Origin of the sequence: Amycolatopsis acidicola (assembly GCF_007713735.2) — a bacterium.
Classification (GTDB): Bacteria; Actinomycetota; Actinomycetes; order Mycobacteriales; family Pseudonocardiaceae; genus Amycolatopsis_E; species Amycolatopsis_E acidicola.
Genome location: NZ_VMNW02000117.1, coordinates 1 through 22,725 on the forward strand (window position 1 = coordinate 1; position 22,725 = coordinate 22,725).

At 71.3% G+C, this 22,725-nt stretch carries 19 protein-coding genes; 15 read left to right on the forward strand and 4 right to left on the reverse strand.

The window, feature by feature from the left end:
• Positions 1-386: 386 nt before the first annotated feature.
• On the reverse strand, positions 387-1,667 hold the full coding sequence (aroA, locus tag FPZ12_RS41035) for a 3-phosphoshikimate 1-carboxyvinyltransferase (protein ID WP_144757581.1): 1,281 nt from the start codon (positions 1,665-1,667) through the stop codon (positions 387-389).
• Positions 1,668-1,765: 98 nt separating this feature from the next.
• Here aroA and FPZ12_RS41040 point away from each other — a divergent pair, with 98 nt between their 5' ends.
• From FPZ12_RS41040 to recQ, 9 genes are all read left to right on the forward strand, one after another.
• Positions 1,766-3,466, forward strand: a complete 1,701-nt coding sequence (locus FPZ12_RS41040; protein ID WP_144757582.1) for a CTP synthase — start codon at positions 1,766-1,768, stop codon at positions 3,464-3,466.
• On the forward strand, positions 3,463-4,095 hold the full coding sequence (locus tag FPZ12_RS41045) for an NUDIX domain-containing protein (protein WP_144757583.1): 633 nt from the start codon (positions 3,463-3,465) through the stop codon (positions 4,093-4,095). The genes FPZ12_RS41040 and FPZ12_RS41045 overlap by 4 nt, the downstream gene beginning before the upstream one ends.
• A 60-nt stretch (positions 4,096-4,155) precedes the next feature.
• Positions 4,156-5,058: a site-specific tyrosine recombinase XerD gene (xerD, locus tag FPZ12_RS41050; RefSeq protein ID WP_144757595.1), complete on the forward strand. Its 903-nt coding sequence runs from the start codon at positions 4,156-4,158 to the stop codon at positions 5,056-5,058.
• An 87-nt stretch (positions 5,059-5,145) separates the two neighbouring features.
• Positions 5,146-6,111: a ParA family protein gene (locus FPZ12_RS41055; protein ID WP_144757584.1), complete on the forward strand. Its 966-nt coding sequence runs from the start codon at positions 5,146-5,148 to the stop codon at positions 6,109-6,111.
• On the forward strand, positions 6,108-6,515 hold the full coding sequence (locus FPZ12_RS41060) for a cobyrinic acid a,c-diamide synthase (RefSeq protein ID WP_144757585.1): 408 nt from the start codon (positions 6,108-6,110) through the stop codon (positions 6,513-6,515). The genes FPZ12_RS41055 and FPZ12_RS41060 overlap by 4 nt, the downstream gene beginning before the upstream one ends.
• Positions 6,512-7,399, forward strand: a complete 888-nt coding sequence (locus tag FPZ12_RS41065) for a segregation and condensation protein A (protein ID WP_144757586.1) — start codon at positions 6,512-6,514, stop codon at positions 7,397-7,399. The genes FPZ12_RS41060 and FPZ12_RS41065 overlap by 4 nt, the downstream gene beginning before the upstream one ends.
• Before the next feature lie 92 nt (positions 7,400-7,491).
• A complete protein-coding gene (scpB, locus tag FPZ12_RS41070; protein WP_424923699.1) occupies positions 7,492-8,355 on the forward strand; it encodes an SMC-Scp complex subunit ScpB in 864 nt (287 codons plus the stop codon).
• Positions 8,345-9,088: a pseudouridine synthase gene (locus FPZ12_RS41075; RefSeq protein WP_144757587.1), complete on the forward strand. Its 744-nt coding sequence runs from the start codon at positions 8,345-8,347 to the stop codon at positions 9,086-9,088. The genes scpB and FPZ12_RS41075 overlap by 11 nt, the downstream gene beginning before the upstream one ends.
• Positions 9,089-9,116: 28 nt before the next feature.
• Positions 9,117-10,940 carry a DNA helicase RecQ gene (gene recQ, locus FPZ12_RS41080; RefSeq protein WP_144757588.1) on the forward strand — a complete coding sequence of 608 codons (1,824 nt, stop codon included), beginning with the start codon at positions 9,117-9,119 and terminating at the stop codon, positions 10,938-10,940.
• Between the two features lie 55 nt (positions 10,941-10,995).
• On the opposite strand, the gene FPZ12_RS41085 is transcribed toward recQ, so the two are convergent.
• Entirely contained in the window at positions 10,996-12,192 is a 1,197-nt protein-coding gene (locus FPZ12_RS41085) for a cation:proton antiporter (RefSeq protein WP_144757589.1), read from the reverse strand.
• Between the two features lie 4 nt (positions 12,193-12,196).
• On the reverse strand, positions 12,197-12,679 hold the full coding sequence (locus FPZ12_RS41090; protein ID WP_166463074.1) for a cation:proton antiporter regulatory subunit: 483 nt from the start codon (positions 12,677-12,679) through the stop codon (positions 12,197-12,199).
• A 129-nt stretch (positions 12,680-12,808) separates the two neighbouring features.
• On the opposite strand from FPZ12_RS41090, the gene cmk reads away from it, so the two are divergent.
• The 6 genes from cmk to FPZ12_RS41120 all read left to right on the forward strand — a co-directional run bounded on the left by cmk (position 12,809) and on the right by FPZ12_RS41120 (position 22,510).
• Complete coding sequence (gene cmk, locus FPZ12_RS41095; protein ID WP_144757597.1) at positions 12,809-13,513, forward strand: (d)CMP kinase; 705 nt, start codon at positions 12,809-12,811, stop codon at positions 13,511-13,513.
• Complete coding sequence (locus tag FPZ12_RS41100; protein ID WP_144757591.1) at positions 13,510-14,172, forward strand: lysophospholipid acyltransferase family protein; 663 nt, start codon at positions 13,510-13,512, stop codon at positions 14,170-14,172. The genes cmk and FPZ12_RS41100 overlap by 4 nt, the downstream gene beginning before the upstream one ends.
• A complete protein-coding gene (gene der / locus FPZ12_RS41105; protein ID WP_144757592.1) occupies positions 14,169-15,587 on the forward strand; it encodes a ribosome biogenesis GTPase Der in 1,419 nt (472 codons plus the stop codon). The genes FPZ12_RS41100 and der overlap by 4 nt, the downstream gene beginning before the upstream one ends.
• A 205-nt stretch (positions 15,588-15,792) precedes the next feature.
• Positions 15,793-19,650, forward strand: coding sequence for a Pls/PosA family non-ribosomal peptide synthetase (locus FPZ12_RS41110; protein WP_243770288.1), 3,858 nt, complete (start codon positions 15,793-15,795; stop codon positions 19,648-19,650).
• Positions 19,647-20,909 carry a M1 family metallopeptidase gene (locus FPZ12_RS41115; RefSeq protein WP_243770289.1) on the forward strand — a complete coding sequence of 421 codons (1,263 nt, stop codon included), beginning with the start codon at positions 19,647-19,649 and terminating at the stop codon, positions 20,907-20,909. Before FPZ12_RS41110 ends, FPZ12_RS41115 begins: the two co-directional genes overlap by 4 nt.
• Positions 20,910-20,968: 59 nt before the next feature.
• Positions 20,969-22,510 carry a hypothetical protein gene (locus FPZ12_RS41120; protein WP_144757594.1) on the forward strand — a complete coding sequence of 514 codons (1,542 nt, stop codon included), beginning with the start codon at positions 20,969-20,971 and terminating at the stop codon, positions 22,508-22,510.
• Here the strand turns inward: FPZ12_RS41120 and FPZ12_RS46160 are convergent.
• On the reverse strand, positions 22,503-22,725 hold a 223-nt coding region (locus FPZ12_RS46160), incomplete at its 5' end, for a hypothetical protein (protein WP_208026188.1). The genes FPZ12_RS41120 and FPZ12_RS46160 overlap by 8 nt on opposite strands.

The following is a 22,725-nucleotide window of genomic DNA, read 5'->3' on the forward strand; positions in this document are numbered from 1 at the left end:
GGTGAGGGAGCATCGGCCTGGGCGCCGCTGAATCACGGGGAACGCCGGGGAGCATCGATTCGGGTGGCGGGGCCCGGGGAGCCCGAGCGGGGCATCGACCTGGGTGGCAGGGCCTGCCTGCGCAGGTCGGCCGAGCATCGCTCGGGTGACGGTGCCGGGAAGGCCAGGGGAGTATCGACTCGGGTGCCGGGACGTGCGGGAACTCTCGGGGAGCGTCGATTCCCGGGTGCCGGTGAATCCGGGGAACGTCGGCCGGGCAACGGCTCCCCGAGTGCCGGAGCTCGCGGAACCCCCGGTGGAGCGTCGGCGCGGATGGCCGTGAATCCCGGGGAATTCTCGGCCGAGCGCCGACCCAGCCCCGGAAGTGACCGCGCGCCACCGGAATCTCAGCCGAGCATCGATTCCCAGGTCTCCGTGAACCCCGGGAAGGTCTTCCCGACCGTGCCCGGGTTTTCCACCTCGACGCCGGGCACGCGCAGTCCCAGCACGGCCGCCGCCATCACCAGGCGGTGGTCGTCATAGGTGTGGAAAACGCCGCCGTGCAAGGGGGCCGGGGTGATCCGCAGCCCGTCCTCGGTGTCGGTCACTCGCGCGCCGAACGAGGACAGTTCCGTGGCGAGCGCGGCCAGCCGGTCGGTTTCGTGGCCGCGCAGGTGCGCCACCCCCGAAATCACCGACGGCCCGTCGGCGAAGCAGAGCATCGCGGCGACCACCGGGGTCAGCTCGCCGACCTCGTGCAGATCCAGTGTGGCGCCCCGGATTTCGCCCGTGCCGGTGACCTTCAGCCCGTCCGCGGTCAGTTCGGCGCCCTGCCCCAACTCCGTCATCAGGCTCCGCAGCCAGTCACCCGGCTGTGTGGTGCGCTGCGGCCAGCCTTCGATACGCACCGTGCCACCCGCGACGGCCGCGGCGGCGACGAACGGCGCGGCCGTCGACAGGTCCGGCTCCACCGTGTAGTCCGGGCAGGACAGCTGAGCGCCCGGCACATGAAACTCCGTGCCCTGCCTTTCCGGGCTCGCACCGAAGCGTCGCAACAGATCCAGCGTCATCGCGATATGCGGCTCGCTCGGCGGGGTGCCGCCGACGAGACGCACCGTGACCCCGGACTCGAACGAGGGGGCCGCCAGCAGCAGCGCGGAAAGGAACTGGCTCGACGCGCTCGAGTCCAGCTCGACTTTCCCTCCACCGATACCGCCGTGGCCACGCACCGTGAAGGGCGGCGCGCCGCGGCCGTCGTCCTCGATGTCCACGCCGAGTTCGCGCAGCGCCCGCAACAGCGGGGCGATCGGGCGGCGGCGGATCGCTTCGTCGCCGTCGAACACGACGGGCTTGCTGCCGAGACCGGCGAGCGCCGGAGTGAACCTCGCCACCGTGCCGGCGTTGCCGAGCGCCACCGCGCCCGGCTCGGTGCCCTCCGGCACGAGCGGCTGCACGAGCACGTTCTCCCCGGCCTGTTCCCAGGAACCGCCGAGCGAGGTGAGCGCGCCGAGCATCAGGCGCGCGTCGCGGGAGTCGAGCGGCTTGCGCACGAGCGTCGGCGCGGCCGAAAGCGCGGCCAGCACGTAGGCGCGGTTGGTGATCGACTTCGAGCCGGGCACGCCGACGGAGGCGTCCAGCGCCCCGGACGCCACGGGCGCGGCCCACGTGCTCGCTGTGTTTCCGGCCACGAACGTGCCTCCTTCTCGGAAAAACCTGCCGGGGACATCGAACCGCGTCGGCGAGGCTCGCCGAGCGCCGGGGTGGGTGTGCGATAAGGTGGAAGCCCGTGGGACTTCAGCCGCGGACAGCCAAGTACGTCTTTGTCACCGGGGGCGTTGCCTCCTCCCTGGGAAAGGGACTCACCGCTTCTAGCCTGGGTCAGCTCCTCACTTCGCGTGGCCTCCGGGTCACGATGCAGAAGCTCGACCCCTACCTCAACGTCGACCCGGGCACCATGAACCCGTTCCAGCACGGGGAGGTGTTCGTGACCGAGGACGGGGCCGAGACCGACCTCGACATCGGGCACTACGAGCGCTTCCTCGATCGCGACCTCGCCGGTTCGGCCAACGTGACCACCGGGCAGGTGTACTCCGAGGTGATCGCGAAGGAACGGCGCGGCGAGTATCTCGGGGACACCGTGCAGGTCATTCCGCACATCACCGACGAGATCAAGCGGCGGATCATGGCGGTGGCCGAATCCGACGGCACCGGGCACCAGCCCGACGTCGTGCTCACCGAGGTCGGCGGCACGGTCGGCGACATCGAGTCGCTGCCGTTCCTGGAGGCCTGCCGCCAGCTGCGGCACGAGGTCGGCCGGGACAACTGCTTCTTCCTGCACGTGTCGCTGGTGCCCTACCTCGCGCCGTCCGGCGAGCTGAAGACCAAGCCCACCCAGCATTCCGTGGCCGCGCTGCGCAACATCGGCATCCAGCCCGACGCGCTGGTGTGCCGCGCGGACCGGGATCTGCCCGAGGACCTCAAGCGCAAGATCGGCCTGATGTGCGACGTGGACAACGAAGCCGTCATCGCCTGCCCCGACGCGTCCTCGATCTACGACATCCCCAAGGTGCTGCATCGCGAAGCGCTCGACGCTTACGTGGTGCGCCGGCTCGGGCTGCCCTTCCGTGACGTCGACTGGACGGTGTGGGGCGATCTGCTCGACCGCGTGCACAACCCGTCGGAGACGGTGCGGATCGCGTTGGTGGGCAAGTACATCGACCTCCCCGACGCGTACCTGTCGGTGACCGAAGCGTTGCGCGCCGGTGGTTTCGCGCACCGCGCCAAGGTCGAGATCGTGTGGGTGGCGTCAGACCGTGCCACCACGCCGCAGGGCGCGGCGCAGGCTCTGTCCGATGTGGACGGTGTGCTGGTGCCCGGCGGGTTCGGCGTGCGCGGCATCGAGGGCAAGCTCGGCGCGATCACGTACGCGCGCAAGCGCGGCATCCCGGTGCTGGGGCTGTGCCTCGGCCTCCAGTGCATGGTGATCGAGGCGGCGCGGAACCTGGCGGGGATCGAGGACGCGAACTCCGCGGAGTTCGACGAGACCACGCGGCACCCCGTGATCTCCACGATGGCCGACCAGAAGGACGTCATCGCGGGCGAGCGCGACATGGGCGGCACGATGCGCCTCGGCGCGTACCCGGCGAAGCTCAAGCCCGGTTCGCAGGTGGCGCAGGCGTACGGCAGCGTCGAGGTGTCCGAGCGGCACCGGCACCGCTACGAGGTCAACAACACCTACCGCGACCAGCTCGCCAAGGCGGGCCTGGTGTTCTCCGGGACTTCCCCGGACGAGCGGCTGGTGGAGTTCGTCGAGCTGCCGAAGGAGATCCACCCGTTCTTCGTGGGCACCCAGGCGCACCCGGAGCTCAAGAGCAGGCCGACCCGGCCGCACCCGCTGTTCGACGCGTTCGTGAAGGCGGCGGTGCGCTATCGCACGGCGGACCGGCTGCCGGTGGAGCTGCCCGAGCCGACCGCGAGCGTGCGATGAGCGCTCCCGGCGAGCACGAGTTCGAGGTCGTCTCGTCCCGGGACGTGCACCTGGGGCGCGTGGTCGGGCTGCGGATCGACGACGTGCGGATGCCCGGCGGCACCGTGGCGAAGCGGGAGGTGGTCGAGCACCTCGGCGCGGTCGCGATCGCGGCGGTGGACGAGGACGGCGCCGTCACGCTGATCCACCAGTACCGGCATCCGCTCGGCAGGCGGATCTGGGAGCTGCCAGCGGGGCTGCTGGACGAAATCGGCGAGGAACCGGTCGAGGCGGCGAAGCGGGAGCTGGTGGAGGAGGCCGGGCTCACCGCGTCGAGCTGGGAGACGCTCGTGGACGTCGCGGCGTCGCCCGGTTTCACCGACGAGGTGGTCCGGGTGTTCCTGGCCCGCGGTCTGTCCGAAGTGGACAGGACCGACCTCGGGCACGACGACGAGGAAGCGGATCTGGTGGTGCACAAGGTGCCGCTGGCCGAGGCGGTGCGGATGGCGCTGGCCGGGGAGCTGGTCAACGGCGCCACGGTCGGCGGGGTGCTGGCCGCGCACGCGGTGCTCACCGGCGCCGCGAGCACCCGGCCCGCGGACGCGCCGTGGCGTGACCGTCCGGACACTTTCGCGAAACGGGTTCGCTAGCTGATCGCGCGGGGTTGCGGCGGGCCCTAGAGTGTCGCCGTGGCGAACCCGGTGGAACAGGTGATCACGGCGTATCTCGATCACCTCACCGTGGAGCGCGGCACGGCGCGGAACACGCTCGACAGCTACTCGCGCGACCTGCGCCGCTACGCCGCTCACCTCGGCCGGTCCGGCGTCACGGACTTCGGGAAGATCACCGAGAAGGACGTGATGTCGTTCGGCGCGGCGTTGCGGGAGGGCGACGACGAGCACCCGCCGCTGGCCGCTTCGTCGGCGGCGCGGGCGCTGGTGGCCGTTCGCGGGTTGCACCGCTTCGCGCATCTCGACGGCATCACCGACGACGACCCGGCCCGCGAGGTGCGGCCGCCGGCGGCGGTGAAACGGCTCCCGAAGGCGTTGCCGGTGAACGACGTGCTGCGCCTGCTGGACATGCCCGGCAGCGAAGGTGAACGCGCGCTGCGGGACAGGGCGCTGCTGGAGTTGCTGTACTCGACCGGCGCCCGCATTTCCGAGGCCGTCGGGCTGGACCTCGACGACGTGGACCGCGAAGAACGCACGGTGTTGCTCGACGGCAAGGGCGGCAAGCAGCGCCTGGTGCCGATCGGGAAGCCCGCGGTGGAGGCGGTGGAGGCGTACCTGGTGCGCGCGCGGCCCGTGCTGGCGGCCCGCGGCCGGGGCACCGCGGCGCTTTTCCTGAACGCCCGCGGCACCCGGCTTTCGCGGCAGAGCGCGTGGCAGGTGCTCAAGACGAACGCCGAGCGGGCCGGGATCTCGGCCAGCGTGTCGCCGCACACCCTGCGTCACTCCTTCGCCACCCATCTGCTTGAAGGCGGGGCAGACGTTCGGGTGGTTCAGGAACTGCTTGGTCACGCATCGGTGACCACCACGCAGGTTTACACCCTGCTTACGGTGAACACTCTCCGTGAGATATATGCTACGGCCCATCCTCGGGCACTGGGTTGAGGCGAAAGATCTCGGCGAGCCGCTTTGGCGACAATCGCGGCGAGCAATAGGCTTCGGCAGACCCGTCGAACGAGGAGTTTTCGCGCCATGTCGACAGAGCAGCCGGCCCGATCGGCAACGGCCTTCACGGCCGCCGCGAATCTCAGCAACCTGACCATCGCGACAGAGGGGGAGCCGGAGGCTGTGGACACCACCGTGCAGCCCGGCAAGGTGAACGGGGAGCCCTCCGTGGGCCCGACCGGCAGACCGGCGCGGGACATCCCGGTGCCGCCGCTGCTCGACAAGCACGGCCCGGCCACGGTGCTCGCCATGTGCAACCAGAAGGGCGGGGTCGGCAAGACCACCTCGACCATCAACCTGGGTGCCGCGCTCGCCGAGTACGGCAGGCGGGTGCTGCTGGTCGACTTCGACCCGCAGGGGGCGCTGTCGGTGGGTCTCGGCGTGCAGCCGCACGAGCTGGAGCACACCGTCTACAACGCGATCATGGAACGTGCCGTCACCGCCGACGACGTGCTGCGCAACACCAAGATCGAGGGCATGGACCTGCTGCCGAGCAACATCGACCTGTCGGCGGCCGAGGTGCAGCTGGTGGCCGAGGTCGGCCGCGAGCACACTTTGCTCAGGGTCCTGCAACCGGTGATGAGCGGGTACGACTATGTTCTCGTCGACTGCCAGCCATCGCTCGGGCTGCTCACGGTGAACGCGCTGACTGCCGCGGACGGTGTGATCATCCCGCTGGAGTGCGAATTCTTCAGCCTGCGTGGCGTGGCTTTGCTGATCGACACGATCGAGAAGGTACGCGAGCGCTTGAACCCCAAACTGGACATCACCGGCATCCTGGCCACCATGTTCGACCCCAGGACCCTGCATTCGAGAGAGGTCATGGCGCGGGTGGTGGAAGCCTTCGGCGACACCGTGTTCGACACGGTGATCAACCGGACGGTCCGGTTCCCCGAGACCACCGTGGCCGGGGAGCCGATCACCCGCTGGGCCCCCAAATCCGCCGGCGCGCAGGCCTACCGCGCGCTGGCCCGCGAGGTGATCGCTCGGTGAGCAGGCGAGCCTCCCTCCCCGGGGCTTCGGAACTTTTCCGCCTGACCAGCAGCCCGGCCCTCGAGCCGATGCTGCCCGTCGAGATGCCCAAGCCGAAGCCCGCGCCGGTGCAGGACCAGCGGCAGCAGCTGGAGCGCAGCGGCGGCGCCGCCAAGCGCGGTACCGGGCGCCAGAAGCACGATTCGAAGATCACGGTGTACGTCTCCGGTGACGAGCTGGTCGCGATGGAGCAGGCGCGTCTCGCGCTGCGCGCCACGCACGGCCTGGTCATCGACCGCGGCAGGCTCGTGCGCGAAGCGGTGGCGGTGCTGCTCGCCGACTTCGAGCAGCACGGCCCGGATTCGGTCCTGGTCCAGCGGTTGCGGGACCACCAGTACGACGCCGAGGAAGCCACCGGCTCGTGACCACTCCAGAGGTACCGGCTGGGGAGGCTCCCCGGCCGGAGCCTCCGGCGGAAGCCGCGGTCGGGGAAGTGACGGCCGAGGGTGCCGCGAAGTTCAAGGTCCGGCTGGACAACTTCGAGGGCCCCTTCGACCTGCTCCTGCAGCTGATCTCGCAGCACCAGCTGGACGTCACCGAGGTGGCGCTGCACCAGGTGACCGACGACTTCATCGCCTACACCCGCGCGCTGGGCGCGGAGTGGGATCTCGACGAGACCACCGAATTCCTCGTCGTCGCGGCGACCTTGCTGGATCTGAAGGCGGCGCGGCTGCTGCCTTCGGCCGAGGTGGAGGACGAAGACGACCTGGCGCTGCTCGAGGCGCGGGACCTGTTGTTCGCGCGCGTGCTGCAGTACCGGGCGTACAAGCAGGTCGCGGAGCTGTTCTCGGAGCTGGAGGCGGGGGCGCTGCGGCGGTACCCGCGTTCGGTGGCCGTCGAGGAACGCTACGTCGGGCTGCTGCCCGAGGTGATGCTGGGCGTGAGCCCGGAGAAGTTCCGCGAGATCGCGCTGGCGGTGTTCCGGCCCAAGCCGCCGCCCACGGTTTCGCTGGACCACCTGCACATGGGGCGGGTCTCGGTGCGCGAGCACGCGGCGCTGCTGCGGGTGCGGCTGGCGGCGGAGGGCACGGCGAGCTTTTCGGACCTGGTGTCGGACTGCGAGCACACCATCGAGGTGGTGGCCCGGTTCCTGGCGCTGCTGGAGCTCTACCGCGAGTCGACCGTGCAGTTCGAGCAGGAGGAAGCACTGGGTTCGCTCAGCGTGCGCTGGACGGGCGGGTCGCTGGAACAGGCCGAGGAGGCCGCCGAAGCGGACCGGGCCCGTATCGAGGAAGAGGAGTACGGGTGAGCCCCGAGGACGAAGACGCGATCGTCGACCTGGACCGGATCGAGCCGCGGCAGGCCGAGCCGGATGGCGACGGTGAGAGCGCGGAAACCGTTGTGGCGCCTGAGGATCCGGACGCGCCTGAGGTTCCGGAAGTGCCGGAAGTCGAGGCCGCGGCCGAGGTCGAGGGCGGCGTCGCCGAGGTCGCGGCCGAGGAGGCCACGCCGGAAGACGAGCCGGGCGAGGCGGAACCCGAGTCCGGCCAACTCGCCGAGCGGGAGGGCCAACACGGCGACGCGGGCGGCCAACACGGCGACGGGGAGGGCCAACTCGCCGACGGGGAGGGCCAACTCGCCGACGCGGACGGCCAAGAAGCCGAAGCGGAGCAGGACGGCGAGGATGCCGAGCTGGTCGCGCTCCAGTCGCGGATGCCCGATCTCACCGAGCCTGCCGCGCTCGAGTCGGCGCTCGAGGCGCTGCTGCTCGTCGTCGACTCGCCCGCGAGCGAGGAGTCGCTGGCGGAAGCCGTCGAGCAACCGGTGGACAGGGTCACCGAAGCGTTCAAGACGATGTCGGCGCGCTTCACCGAACACGGCAGCGGGATCGACCTGCGCCGCGTCGGGGAGGGCTGGCGGTTCTTCACGCGCGACACCTACGCGCCGTTCGTGGAGAAGCTCCTGCTCGACGGCCAGCGCTCGAAGCTCACCAGGGCGGCGCTGGAAACCCTCGCGGTGATCGCGTACCGCCAGCCGGTCACGCGCGCCAGGGTCGCGGCGGTGCGCGGGGTGAACGTGGACGGGGTGATCCGGACTCTGCTCGCCCGTGGTCTCATCGAGGAGACCGGCACCGACCCGGAGACGGGTGGCAATCTGTATGTCACCACCGAACTTTTCCTCGAGCGGCTCGGGCTGCCGTCGCTGAACGACCTGCCCCCGATCGCCCCGTTGCTACCGGAAGTGGACGCGATCGATGACATCTGACGAGACACCCGAGGGCGTCCGGCTGCAGAAAGTACTCGCCAAGGCCGGCGTCGCCTCGCGCCGCGCGGCCGAGGAGCTGATCGTGCAGGGCCGGGTGAGCGTGGACGGCCGCACCGTCCGCGAGCTCGGCCGCCGGGTGGACCCGGACAACGCCGTGATCCACGTGGACGGCACGCGCGTGATCGTGCGCGAGGACCTCGTCTACTACGCGCTGAACAAACCGCGCGGCGTGCACAGCACGATGGAGGACGACCAGGGCCGCCCGTGCGTCGGCGACTACGTGCGCAACCGCGCCGAGCGGCTCTTCCACGTCGGCAGGCTGGACGCCGAGACCGAGGGCCTGCTGCTGCTGACCAACGACGGTGACCTCGCGCACCGGCTGATGCACCCGTCCTACCACGTGCCGAAGACGTATCTGGCCGAGGTGGACGGGCTGGTGCCGCGCGGGCTGGGCAAGCAGCTGCGCGCCGGGATCGAGCTCGAGGACGGCCCGGTCAAGGTGGACGCCTTCCGCGTCAAGGACATGCAGGCCGGGCGGACGCTCGTCGAGGTCGTGCTGCACGAGGGCCGCAAGCACATCGTGCGCCGGCTGCTGGACGAAGTCGGCCACCCGGTGCGGAAACTGGTGCGCACCGCGGTGGGCGACGTCCAGCTGGGCAACGGCAAACCGGGCACGCTGCGCCGCCTCACCCGCGAAGAGGTCGGCGGCCTCTACCGCGCCGTGAATCTCTAGCGTCGGTGGTCGCCGCTACCATCGCCGGGTGACTTCCACCGAAACCGTGTCCGACGCACTCGGCGTGCTGCGGCGCGTCTTCGGCTACGACTCCTTCCGGGGCGAGCAGGAGGCGATCATCAGCCACGTCGTCGACGGCGGGGACGCGCTCGTCCTCATGCCGACCGGCGGCGGGAAGTCGTTGTGCTATCAGATCCCCTCGCTGGTGCGCGAAGGCGTGGGCGTGGTCATCTCACCGCTGATCGCGCTGATGCAGGACCAGGTCGACGCGTTGCGCGCGCTCGGCGTGCGGGCGGGGTTCCTCAACTCCACGCAGGACTACGAGCAGCGGCGCGAGGTCGAGCAGGCCTTCCTCGCCGGTGAGCTGGATCTGCTGTACCTGGCGCCGGAACGGCTCCGGCTGGAGTCCACGGTCAGCCTGCTCGGCCGGGGAAAGGTCGCGTTGTTCGCGATCGACGAGGCGCACTGTGTTTCCCAGTGGGGGCACGACTTCCGGCCCGACTACCTCGGCCTGTCCGAACTGCACGAGCGCTGGCCGGACGTGCCGCGCATCGCGCTGACGGCCACGGCGACGAAGGCCACCCACGAGGAAATCGCGACGAGGCTGAACCTGGGCGAGGCGAAGCATTTCGTCGCCAGCTTCGACCGGCCGAACATCCAGTACCGGATCGTGCCGAAGAACAGCCCGCAGAAACAGCTGCTGGAGCTGCTGCGCACCGAGCACGCCGGTGACGCGGGCATCGTGTACTGCCTGTCGCGGGCGTCGGTCGAGAAGACCGCGGAGTTCTTGTCCGCCAACGGGATTCCGGCCGTGCCGTACCACGCGGGGCTCGACGCGAGGACGCGGGCGAAGCACCAGTCGCGGTTCCTGCGCGAGGACGGGCTGGTCGTGGTGGCCACGATCGCCTTCGGGATGGGCATCGACAAACCGGACGTGCGCTTCGTCGCGCATCTGGACCTGCCGAAGTCCGTCGAGGGGTACTACCAGGAGACGGGCCGCGCCGGCCGTGACGGGCAGCCGTCCACGGCGTGGCTGGCGTACGGGCTGCAGGACGTGGTGCAGCAGCGCAAGATGATCGACACCTCCGAGGGCGACGACGCGCACCGGCGAAGGCTGGGGCAGCACCTCGACGCGATGCTGGCGCTGTGCGAGACGATCGAGTGCCGTCGCGTGCAGCTGCTGAACTACTTCGGGCAGCAGGGCGAGCGGTGCGGCAACTGCGACACCTGCCTGGCGCCGCCGGAGTCCTGGGACGGCACGGTCGTGGCGCAGAAGCTGCTCTCGGCGGTGTACCGGCTGGCCACCGAGCGGCGGCAGAAGTTCGGGGCGGGCCAGTCGATCGACATCCTGCTCGGCAAGCAGACGCCGAAGGTGAGCCAGCACCGCCACGACGAGCTGACGGTGTTCGGGATCGGCACCGAGCTGTCCGAAAGCGAGTGGCGCGGCGTGGTGCGGCAGCTGCTGGCGCAGGGATTGCTGGCGGTGGAAGGGGATTACGGCACGCTCGTGCTCACGGAGGCGAGCGGCGAGGTGCTGGGCCGTCGTCGTGAGGTGCGGCTGCGCCGCGAGCCCAAACGTGCCGCGAAGGCGCCGAAGACCGCGAAGTCCAAGGCCGCGGTGGAAATGCCGCCGGAGGCGGCGCCGCTGTTCGAGCGGCTGCGTGCCTGGCGGGCGGAGACGGCGAAGGACCAGGGCGTCCCGGCGTACGTGATCTTCCACGACGCCACGCTGCGGCAGATCGCCACCGAGCGACCGTCCACTTTGGAGCAACTGGGCGGCGTGAGCGGGGTCGGCGAGAGCAAGCTGGTCAAGTACGGGGAAGCGATCCTGGAAACGCTTTCCGCGGCGTAGCCGGACTGACCGTCCCGGTGCGCGGGCACCCCCTTGTGCCCGCGCGCCGGCACGTTCAGTTCGCCGTCGAGGTGGCCGTTTCGTGCCGGGTGGCCTTGCGCTGGAAGGCTTTCGCCACCGGCTCGACGATGCGCGCGGCCGTCGGGCCGAGGATGGCCATCAGCAGCACGTAGGCCGTGGCGAGCGCGGCCAGTTCGTCGTTGACGGCCCCGGCCGTCACCGCCAGGCCCGCGATCACGATGGAGAATTCGCCGCGCGCCACCAGCCCGGCGCCGGCGCGGGCCCGGCCGAGCCTGCCGACTCCCTGCCTGCGCGCGGCCCACCAGCCCGTGGCCAGCTTCGTCAGCGTGGTGACCACGGCGAGCAGCACGGCCCAGCCGAGCACGGGCGGGATCTGCGCCGGGTTCGTGTTGAGCCCGAACACCACGAAGAACACGGCCGCGAACAGGTCGCGCAGCGGTTCCAGCATGTGCGTGGCGTTTTCCGCGGTGGAACCGGAAATGGCGATGCCGAGCAAGAAAGCGCCGACCGCGGCGGAAACCTGCATCGCCGAGGCGAGCCCGGCGACCAGCAGCGCCGCGCCGAGCACCTTGAGCAGGAACACTTCCCGGTCGTCGGAGTCGACGATCGCCGAGACGTAGCGGCCGAACTTCAGCGCGATCACCAGCACCACGGTGATGACCAGCAGCGAGATGCCGACCGCTTCGAGCCCGCCGAGGAAGCTCACGCCGCCCAGCAGCGCGGTGAGGATCGGCAGGTACAGCGCCATCGCGAGATCCTCGAACACGAGGATCGAAAGCACCACGGGGGTTTCGCGGTTACCGAGCCTGCCGAGGTCGCCCAGTACCTTCGCGATGATCCCGGACGAAGAGATGTACGTGACGCCCGCCATCACGATCGCGCCGGTCAGGCCCCAGCCCAGCAGCACGGCCACGATCGCGCCGGGCGCGGCGTTGAGCACGATGTCGAGCACGCCCGCGGTCCACGAGCGCTTGAGCCCGGTGAACAGTTCCGCGGCCGAATATTCCAAGCCCAGCAACAACAACAGCAGGACGACGCCGATTTCACTGGCCAGATGGGTGAAACCGCCGATGTCCTGCAGGGGGATCAGACCGCCCTGGCCGAATGCCAGGCCGCCTAGGAGGTAGAGCGGGATGGGGGACATGCCGATCTTTCCGGCGAGCCGGCCGAGGAAGCCGAGCCCGAAGAAGACGGCGCCGAGTTCGATGAGGGACAGGGCAGTGTGATCCAAGGGCTTATCCGTTCTTCAGGATCTTGAGGGCGTTTTCCAGCCCCTCGGAGGTGCCGACGGCCACGAGCACGTCGCCCGCGGTGAAGGTGAACTCGGGCGTGGGCGAGGGATGCGCCTGCCCGGCCCGCACGACGGCCACCACCGACACGCCCGTTCTGGTGCGCATCGCGGTGTCGCCGAGTGTCCGGCCGTCGAACACGCTGTTGGACTTGATCGGCAGCTGACGGGTGCTGATGCCGGGCAGGTCCCGGTGCTCCTCGGTCAGCTGCGCGACCAGCTGCGGCGCGCCGAGGAGGTTCGCCAGCGCGCTGGCCTCCTCCGCGGTCAGCGGCAGGGACGCCAGGCAGGCGTCGGGGTCGTCGGACTTGGACACGATCAGTTCTGTCTGCCCGTCCCGGTGGGTCACCACACCGATCCGCCGTCCGCTTCGGAGGGCGAAATCCTTGCGTACCCCGATTCCGGGCAGAGGAGTCACTTCCACGTTCACGATCTCCACGTTACCGGTTTGCCCGTTTCGGCCCGGTGCGGCCACGGCGGTGCCTGCCAGGCAGAATGGAGCGGACGACATCCGGTTCGAGCACCAAGGAGAATGGCCGTGGCGGGAGCCCTACGTGGCGTGATCGCGCTGGACGGACCGTCGGGCACCGGCAAGACCACGGTGGCGCGCAAGCTCGCGGAGCGTCTGTCGGCCGGCTATCTCGACACGGGCGCGATGTACCGGGTGATCACGCTCGCCGTGTTGCGCGCGGGCACGGACCTCGCGGATTCCGCGGCGGTCGCCGCGGTCGCGGGCAAGGCCGTGTTCGCCATCGGCACCACTCCCGGCCGCCCGGCGGTGTCGCTCGCGGGCGAGGACGTGGCGGCGGAGATCCGCGGTCCCGAGGTGAGCCACGCGGTGTCGCCGGTTTCCGCGGTGCCCGCGGTGCGCGAGCTGCTGGTGGCCCGGCAGCGCCGGATCGTCGAGGACGTGGTGGCCGAGGTCGGCGGGATCGTCGTCGAGGGCCGGGACATCGGCACGGTCGTCACGCCGGACGCGCCGCTGAAGGTGTTCCTGACGGCTTCGGCGGAGATCAGGGCCGCGCGGCGCAGCGCGCAGGACACGGCCGCGGGCCGCGACACCACGCACGCCGCCGCGCTCGCTTCGGTGGACAGGCGCGACAAGCTGGACTCCAGCCGCGCCACTTCGCCGCTCAAGCCCGCGGAGGACGCGGTGCACGTGGACACCTCCGAGCTGCAGATCGACCAGGTGCTGGTCGCGCTCACCGAGCTGGCGCGCAAGCGCGGCCTGCTCTCGGACTGCACGGCGGGGGCGCGGCGGTGAGCTCGGCCGGGCTGCCCGAAGGCGCGTCGCCCGGGTTGCACGATTTCTGCCGCGGGATCGGGAAGGTGATCCTGCGGCCCGCGTACCGGATCCGGGTCCGGGGGCGCGCCAACGTGCCGCGCACCGGGCCGGTGCTGCTGGTGGCCAACCACAGTTCTTTGGTCGAACCGCAGCTCATCTTCGGAATGTTGCCGCGGCGTTCGGTGTTCCTCGTCAAAGAGGAGATGTTCACCGGGGCCGTGGGGTGGCTCCTCCGGCGGATCGGCCAGGTGCCGGTCCGCCGGGGTGAGCCCGACCGGGCGCCGCTGCTGGTCACTGCCAGACTGTTGCGTGAAGGCGGCCTCGTCGGCGTGTTCCCCGAGGGCACCAGGGGTGACGGGGACGTGGCGAGCGCCGAGCGCGGCGCGGCCTGGCTGGTCCGGGCTTCCGGCGCGGTCGTGCTGCCGGTGGCCGTGCGCGGCACGAAGCGCCCGGCCGGCCGCAAGCGGCGGTTCCGGCCCCGGGTGGACCTGGTGTTCGGCGAACCGTTCGCGCTCGAGGTCGGCAAGGGCCGGGCGGGACTGGCGGAAGCCACTGAGACAGTGCGGGCGCGGCTCGCGGCACTGGTGCGCGGCCTGGACGAGCAGCGCGCGGTGCGGGAACAGAAAGCGGAGTTATGACTGACGTGGACGGCACCTGGTCCGACGAGGCGGAGTTCGCCGCGCTCGACGCCGGGGCGGAGGGCGCGGCCGAGGACGAGGACGCCCAGCTGAGCCAGCCGGTGCTGGCCGTCGTCGGCAGGCCGAACGTGGGCAAGTCGACCCTGGTGAACCGGATTCTGGGCCGCCGCGAGGCGGTCGTGCAGGACCAGCCTGGGGTGACCAGGGACAGGGTCGCCTACGACGCGATGTGGAACGGCCGCCGGTTCACGGTGGTCGACACCGGGGGCTGGGAGCCCGGCGCGAGCGGCCTGCAGGGCGCGGTCGCGGCACAGGCCGAGCTGGCGATGTCCACTTCGGACGCCGTGCTGCTGGTGGTGGACGCGTCGGTCGGCGCGACGACCACGGACGAAGCGGTCGCGCGCGTGCTGCGCCGGTCGAAGCGGCCGGTGATCCTGGCCGCGAACAAGGTCGACGACGAGCGGCTGATGGGCGACGTGGCTTCGCTGTGGACGCTCGGGCTGGGCGAGCCGCAGCCGGTCAGCGCGCTGCACGGCCGCAGCTCGGGTGACCTGCTGGACGAGATCGTGAAGGCGCTGCCGGACGCTCCGCGCGACAGCGACCGGGCCGCGGGCGGGCCGCGCCGGGTGGCGCTGGTCGGCAAGCCGAACGTGGGCAAGTCGAGCCTGCTCAACAAGCTCACCGGCGAGGACCGCGCGGTGGTCGACTCGGTCGCGGGCACCACGGTCGACCCGGTGGACTCCCTGGTGGAGCTGGACGGGCAGACGTGGCGGTTCGTGGACACCGCGGGCCTGCGCAAGCGCGTGCACACCGCCAGCGGCACCGAGTACTACGCCTCGTTGCGCACCAAGGCCGCGATCGACGCGGCCGAGGTGGTGATCGTGCTGCTGGACGCGAGCGAGCCGCTGTCGGAGCAGGACCTGCGAGTGCTGACGATGGTCGTGGAGACGGGCCGCGCCTGCGTGCTGGCGTTCAACAAGTGGGATCTCGTGGACGAGGACCGCCGCCACCAGCTGGAGAAGGAGCTCGACCGCGGGCTGGTCCGGGTGCCGTGGGCGGAGAAGGTCAACATCTCGGCGCTGACCGGGCGTTCGGTGCACAAGCTGGCGCCGACGCTGCGGCGCGCGCTGGCGTCGTGGGACCAGCGTGTTTCCACGGGCCAGCTCAACGGCTGGCTCTCGGAGCTGATCGCGGCCACCCCGCCGCCGGTGCGCGGCGGAAAGCAGCCGAAGGTGTTGTTCGCCACGCAGGCGGCCATCCGCCCGCCCACGCTGGTGCTGTTCACGACGGGCTTCCTTGAGGCCGGGTACCGGCGCTTCATCGAGCGGAAGTTCCGTGAGCGCTTCGGGTTCGAGGGCAGCCCGGTGCGCATCAACGTGCGGATCCGGGAGAAGAAGCCGAAGAAGGCCAAGTAGAGACCGTGCCGCGACCCGCAGTTCACTCCCGCGACTGTGCTGTCCTCCCAATCCGGCCACAGCCACGGCGGAATGCTCGGCACACAGGGTGACCGCCAGCCGCGTCCCGCCTTCTTTTGGCCGCATTGGTAGGCTGGTCGGTCGCACGGGCGCCTCACCTTCAGCGAGCGCGAGCCCGACTAGTGCCGAAAGGTGAGTGAAGGGCTTGCTGACCGCCCTGGAAACACCCCTGCCCACAGTCGTCGACACCAGACCGCGGGCGCTGTTCTGGACCGGCCTCGCGGCCGCCGAACGCACCCTCGTGGACGTCTTCGCCGACACCGTCGCCCGGCATCCCTCGGCGCCCGCGCTCGACGCGGACGGCACGGTGCTCAGCTACCGCAAGCTGGCCGAGGAGGTCGAAGCGCTGCGCGCGCGGCTGGCCGCGGCGGGCGTCGGAGTCGGCGACAGGGTCGGCGTCCGGATCTCCTCCGGCACGGCCGAGCTGTACATCGCGATCCTTGGCGTGCTGGCCGCGGGCGCGGCGTACGTGCCCGTCGACGCGGATGACCCGGACGAGCGCGCGGCGCTGGTGTTCGGCGAGGCCGGGGTGTGCGCGGTGCTCACCGACGGCGGCGAGCTCACCCCGCACGCCGCGCCGTCCGGCGAGCCCGGCGCGCCGGGGCCGCACGACGACGCGTGGATCATCTTCACCTCCGGTTCGACCGGCAAGCCGAAGGGCGTCGCGGTCCCGCATTCCGCGGCCGCCGCGTTCGTCGACGCCGAGGCCGGGCTGTTCCTGGCCGACGAGCCGATCGGCCCCGGTGACCGGGTGCTGGCCGGTCTCTCGGTCGCGTTCGACGCCTCCTGCGAGGAGATGTGGCTGGCGTGGCGCCACGGCGCCTGCCTCGTGCCCGCGCCGCGTTCGCTGGTGCGCACGGGCGTGGACCTGGGCCCGTGGCTGATCGCGCAGCGCATCAGCGTCGTGTCGACCGTGCCGACGCTGGCCGCGCTGTGGCCCGCCGACGCGCTCGAAGAGGTCCGGCTGCTGATCTTCGGCGGCGAGGCCTGCCCGCCCGAGCTGGCCGAGCGGGTGGCCGTCGAGGGCCGCGAGGTGTGGAACACCTACGGCCCCACCGAGGCCACGGTCGTCGCGTGCGCCGCGCAGCTGCACGGCGAGGGCCCGGTGCGGATCGGGCTGCCGCTGCTGGGCTGGCAGCTCGCGGTGGTGGACGAGCTGGGCGAGCCGGTCGCGATGGGCGAGTCCGGTGAGCTGGTGATCGGCGGCGCGGGCCTGGCCCGCTACCTCGACCCGGTCAAGGACGCGGAGAAGTTCGCGGCGCTGCCGTCGCTGGGCTGGCAGCGCGCCTACCGCAGCGGTGACCTCGTGCGCGCCGAAGAGGAGGGCCTGATCTTCCTCGGCCGCGCCGACGAGCAGATCAAGCTCGGTGGCCGCCGCATCGAACTGGGCGAGGTGGACGCCGCCCTGCAAGCGCTTCCCGGCGTGGCCGGTGCCGCTGCCGCGATCCGCGAAACCAAGGCGGGCAACCAGATCCTGGTCGGCTACGTCGTGCCTTCGGGCGAGTTCGACACCGGCGAGGCGAGCGTGCTGTTGCGGGACAGGCTGCCCGCGGCGCTCGTGCCGCTGCTCGCCGTGCTCGACGACCTGCCGACCCGCACCTCGGGGAAGGTGGACCGGGCCGCGCTGCCGTGGCCACTGTCCACAGTGGAGGCCAGCGAGTCGTTGTCTCCCACGGAGATGTGGCTCGCCGAAGGCTGGTCGGAGATCCTGGGCGTGACGGCGGGCGATCCCGGCGCCGACTTCTTCAGCCACGGCGGCGGCAGCCTGACCGCCGCGCAGCTGGTCGCCCGGATCCGGACCCGCCACCCGCAGGTGTCGGTCAGCGACATCTACCAGCATCCGACGCTCGGCGGGCTCGCCGCGGTGCTCGACGGGCTGGACGCCACCGAGACCGCGCGCCGGGACATCCGCCCGACGCCGCGCCGCGCCGGGGTGGTGCAGGCGCTGGCGATGGTGCCGCTGGCCACGCTGGTGGGGCTGCGCTGGACGACGGTGCTCGCGGCGCTGTCGACGGTGCTCTCGGTACTCGGCGTGGCGTGGGCGCCCGCGGCGCCGTGGTGGTCGCTCGTCGCGGCCTGGCTGGTGCTGTTCAGCCCGGCTGGCCGGATCGCGATCGCCGCCGGTGGCGCGCGGCTGTTGCTGCGGGATGTCCGTCCCGGCAGCTATCCGCGTGGCGGCAGTGTCCACTTGCGACTGTGGGCGGCCGAGAAGCTGGCCCAGTTCAGCGGTGCCGGGGACGTGTCCAGCGCGTCCTGGATGACGCACTACGCGAAAGCCTTGGGCGCCAAGGTGTCCCCGGGCGTGGACCTGCATTCGCCGCCGCCGGTCACCGGCCTGCTGAAGCTGGGGCGCGGCGCGGCCGTCGAGCCCGAGGTGGACCTGTCCGGGCACTGGGTCGACGGCGATCTGGTGCACATCGGCAAGATCCGGGTCGGCGCGGGAGCGCGCGTCGGTGCGCGCAGCACGCTGTTCCCGGGCGTCCGCATCGGCAAGGGCGCGGAGATCGCGGCCGGGTCCACGGTGCGCGGCGCGGTGCCGGCCGGGCAGCGCTGGGCGGGTTCGCCCGCGGTGCGCTCGGGCAAGGGCGCGCTGCGCTGGCCGTCGAGCCGTCCGCCGCGCAAGCGGTTCTGGGCGTTCACCTACGGGCTCACGTCGATGCTGCTCGGGCTGCTGCCCGCGGTGGCCGCGCTGCCGGGTGTCGTGGTGCTGGGGCTGGCGGTGGCGGACGTGCCGTCGCTCGGGAAAGCGCTCGCTTTCGTGCCGGTGGCGACGATCGCGTACTTCGTGACCTATGCGCTGCTGGTCCTGGTCGGCGTGCGGCTGCTCGGGATCGGGATGGCCGAGGGCTACCACCCGGTGCACGGATCGATGGCGTGGCGGGTATGGACCGTGGAGCGGCTGATGGACATGGCGCGCGGCGGGCTGTTCCCCTTGTACGCCAGCCTGTTCACTCCGGTCTGGCTGCGGTTGCTCGGGGCGAAGATCGGCCGCGACGCCGAGGTGTCGACGGTGCTGGCGCTGCCGAAGATGACGCAGGTCGACGACGGCGCGTTCCTGGCGGACGACACGATGGTCGCCACCTACGAGCTCGGGCACGGCTGGCTGCACGTGGCCCCGGCGCGGATCGGTAAGCAGGCTTTCCTGGGCAACTCGGGGATCACCGCGCCCGGCCGCGCGGTGCCGAAGCGCGGGCTGGTCGGGGTGTTGTCTTCCACGCCGCGTAAGGCGAAGAAGGGTTCGTCGTACCTGGGGATGCCGCCGATGCCGTTGCGGCGCGCCGTGGAGTCCGGGGACGCCGGGCGCACGTACCGTCCGGCGGCGCGGCTGAAGGTCGCGCGGGCGCTGGTCGAGCTGTGCCGCATCCTGCCGGTGATGTGCTCGGTGGCGCTGGGCGTGCTCGTGGCCGCCGCGCTGCTGGCGATCTGGGCGAGCGCCGGGCTGTGGGCCGCCGCGGTGCTGTCCGGGCTGGTGCTCTCCGGCGCCGGCGTCGTTGCCGCCGCGGTGGCGACGGCGACGAAGTGGGTGCTGGTGGGGAAGTTCCGCACCGTCGACCATCCACTGTGGAGCTCCTTCGTGTGGCGCAACGAGCTGGCCGACACGTTCGTCGAGGCGCTGGCCGTGCCCTGGCTGATCGGGTCGGTCGGCGGCACCCCGCTGCTGCCGGCGTGGCTGCGCACGATGGGCGCGCGGATCGGGCGCGGTGCCTGGCTGGAGACGTACTGGCTGCCGGAGATGGACCTGGTCTCTCTCGGTGACGGCGCGACGGCCAACCGGGGTTGTGTTGTACAGACGCACCTGTTCCACGACAGAATCATGAGCATGAGCGAAGTGACGCTGGGCGAGGGCGCGACGCTCGGGCCGCACGGCATCGTGCTGCCCGGCGCGGCCATCGGCGCCCGCACCACCGTGGGCCCTGGTTCGCTGGTCACCCGTGGCGACGTCGTGCCGGCCGATTCGCGCTGGCTGGGCAACCCGATTTCCGCCTGGGGGCGCCGGGCTTGAGGACGGCACTGGGGAACCACGGCAGCGAGGACTACCGCGTCCGGCACTACGACCTCGAGCTGGACTACAAGATCGGGCCGAACCGGCTTTCGGCGCGGGCGAAGATCACGGCGGTGAGCACGCGGCCGCTGTCGCGGGTGGTGCTGGACCTGTCCGGGTTCAAGATCAGCGGGGTGAGCGTGGACGGCCGGGCCGCCCGGTTCACCCGGCAGCCCGGCAAGCTCGCGGTCAAACCGGCCAAGGCGGTGCCCGCGGGCACGGAGTTCACCGTCGAGGTGCGCTACTCGGGCAACCCGCGGCCGGTGGACGGCCGGTGGGGCGAGATCGGCTGGGACGAGCTCACCGACGGGGTGCTGGTGGCGAGCCAGCCGATCGGCGCGCCGTCGTGGTACCCGTGCAACGACCGCCCCTCGGACAAGGCCACGTACCGGGTCACGGTCACCACGGCCTCGCCGTATTCCGTGCTGGTGACGGGAAACCTGGTGTCCCGCCGGGCCGGGGCGAGCGCCACCACGTGGGTCTTCGACCGGCCGGAGCCCACCGCGAGCTACCTCATGAGCGTCCAAATAGGACGGTACGAGGAGATCGCGCTGGACGGCACGGTGCCGCAGCGGGTGGCGGTGCCGGGCGCGCTGCGCGCCGAGGCGGCGCGGGACTTCCGCCGCCAGCCGGAGATGATGGCGCTGTTCGAGCGGCTGTTCGGGCCGTATCCGTTCGGCGAGTACGTGGTCGTCGTGACCGACGACGAGCTGGAGGACCCGATCGAGGCCCAGGGGATGGCGATCTTCGGGGCCAACCACGTCGACGGGGCGCGCGGGTTCGAGCGGCTGGTGGCACACGAGCTGGCGCACCAGTGGTTCGGCAACAGTCTCACCATCGCGCAGTGGCGGTGCATCTGGCTCAACGAGGGCTTCGCCACGTACGCGGAATGGCTGTGGTCGGAGGAATCCGGCGGCCCGCGCGCCGACGAGCTGGCGCGCCAGTGGTGGGGCCGGATGTCCGAGCGCGCCGCGCTCAAGATCGGTGATCCCGGCGAGTCGAACCTGTTCGACGAGCGCGTGTACAAACGGGGCGCGCTGGCGCTGCACGCGTTGCGGGAGCGGCTCGGGGATGAGCGGTTCTTCCCGATGCTGCGCTCGTGGGCGGTGGACAAGCGGCACGGCACGGTCAGCACGGCGGAGTTCGTCGCGCACGCCGAAGAGCACGCCGGTGAGCCGTTGACGGAGTTCTTCACCGCCTGGCTCGGCGACACACAGTGAACCCGTTCCACCCGGGCGGCGGCTGTGCTTGATCATCGAGGTCGGGCACGCTCACCCCGGTGGGAAACTCGCGCCAGAAGCACCTCAACCACGCCCTGATGCGGATCCCGCGGCGCGCCGAGAGCGCCGACCGGGCCACGCTGACGTCGACTTTCGTTGCCGCGGGGTCGTTTTCGGCGATGCTGCACTCGACCGACCACCAGATCGTCTACGGCAGGCGCGGGGCCGGGAAGACGCACGCGCTGCTGCACCTGGCGGACGTGGTCGACCGCACCGGCGACGTCGCGATATACCTGGACCTGCGCACGGTCGGCACGGCGGGCGGGATGTACGCCGACAGCGAGCTGAGCGCGGCGGTGCGCGGCACGCATCTGCTGGTGGACACGCTGGAAGCGGTGCACGAACAGCTGCTGGACGCGGCGATCGAGCGTGATCTGGGGGACCGGCCGGGGCTGGTGCCGGCGCTGGACGAGCTGGCGGACTCGGCCACCGCGGTGCACGTGGTGGGTGAGGTGGAACGCGAGACGAGGATCGGCGGCGAGGTCGATTCCTCTTACCGCGCAGAGCTTTCCCGTTCGCCGAAGCTGGCCGCGGGCGGGCGGAAGGTGGTGTCCGCGGAGAGCAGTCTGCGGCGTACCGGCGTCGAGGAGCACCACGTGGTGTTCGGCCCGCTCGGCCGGGCGTTGCGGTCGATCGCGGACGCGCTGCGTCCGGCGCGGTTATGGCTCCTGCTGGACGAATGGAGCAGCGTGCCGCTGGACCTGCAGCCGTTGCTGGCGGATCTGCTGCGGCGCAGCGTGTTGCCCACCAACGGGATCACGGTGAAGATCGCGGCCATCGAACGGCGCTCGCGGTTCCGGGCGCCCTCGGCGTCGGGGGACCAGCTGGGCATCGAGGTGGGCGCGGACGCGGCGTCGGCGGTGTCGCTGGACGACTTCCTGATCTTCGACAACTCGCGTGCCCGGGCGAACGACTTCTTCGTGGAGCTGTTCTTCAACCACGCCGCGGTCCGCCTCGCCACGATGCTGCCCAACCCGCCGCCGGACACCGCGGCATTCGTCGAGGAATGCTTCCGCGGCAACGCTTTCGGCGAGCTGGTACGGGCCGCCGAGGGGATCCCGCGGGACGGGATCAACATCGCCGCGCTGGCCGCTCAGTACGCGCACGACGAGCCGATCTCCTTGCGGGACATCAGAATGGCCGCGCGGGACTGGTACCTGCGGGACAAACAGGCGGCGCTCGCGGCGGACGAGCCCGCCCGGCGGGTGCTGGGCTCGCTGATCGACGAGGTGGTCGGCAGGCGCAAATCGCGGACGTTCCTGCTCGACCAGTTCGCGGGCGCTCGGCACGACGTGGTGGGGGAGCTGTACGACGCGCGGCTGCTGCACGTGCTGCGGCGCGGCATCGTCGACAGCGAACGCCCCGGCACCCTTTACGACGGCTACGCGATCGACTACGGCTGCTACGTTTCCTTGCTGCTGAACAACGATCGCGCGGGCAAGCCGCGGGATCGGGGTGGCTGGCTGAACTCGCCCAAGGGCGTGCCGCCGGACGGGTTCAACCTCGCGAAAGCCGCGCTGGATCCCCGGTTCCTCACCTGACGCCGGGGCTGGTGCTCTGGGCGTGTTTGCCGCTCCCGCGGGCGTGTTTGCTGTTCTCCCGGGCGTGTTTGCCTCGCCCGGTGGTGTCTTGGCCGTCCTCGGTGGCGGGTTCGCGCCGACGATGGCCGTCGTGCGATCGGGCGGCGAACATGCCTGCGGGGGCGGCGAACATGCCTGCGGGGGCGGCGAACATGCCTGCGGGGGCGGCGAACATG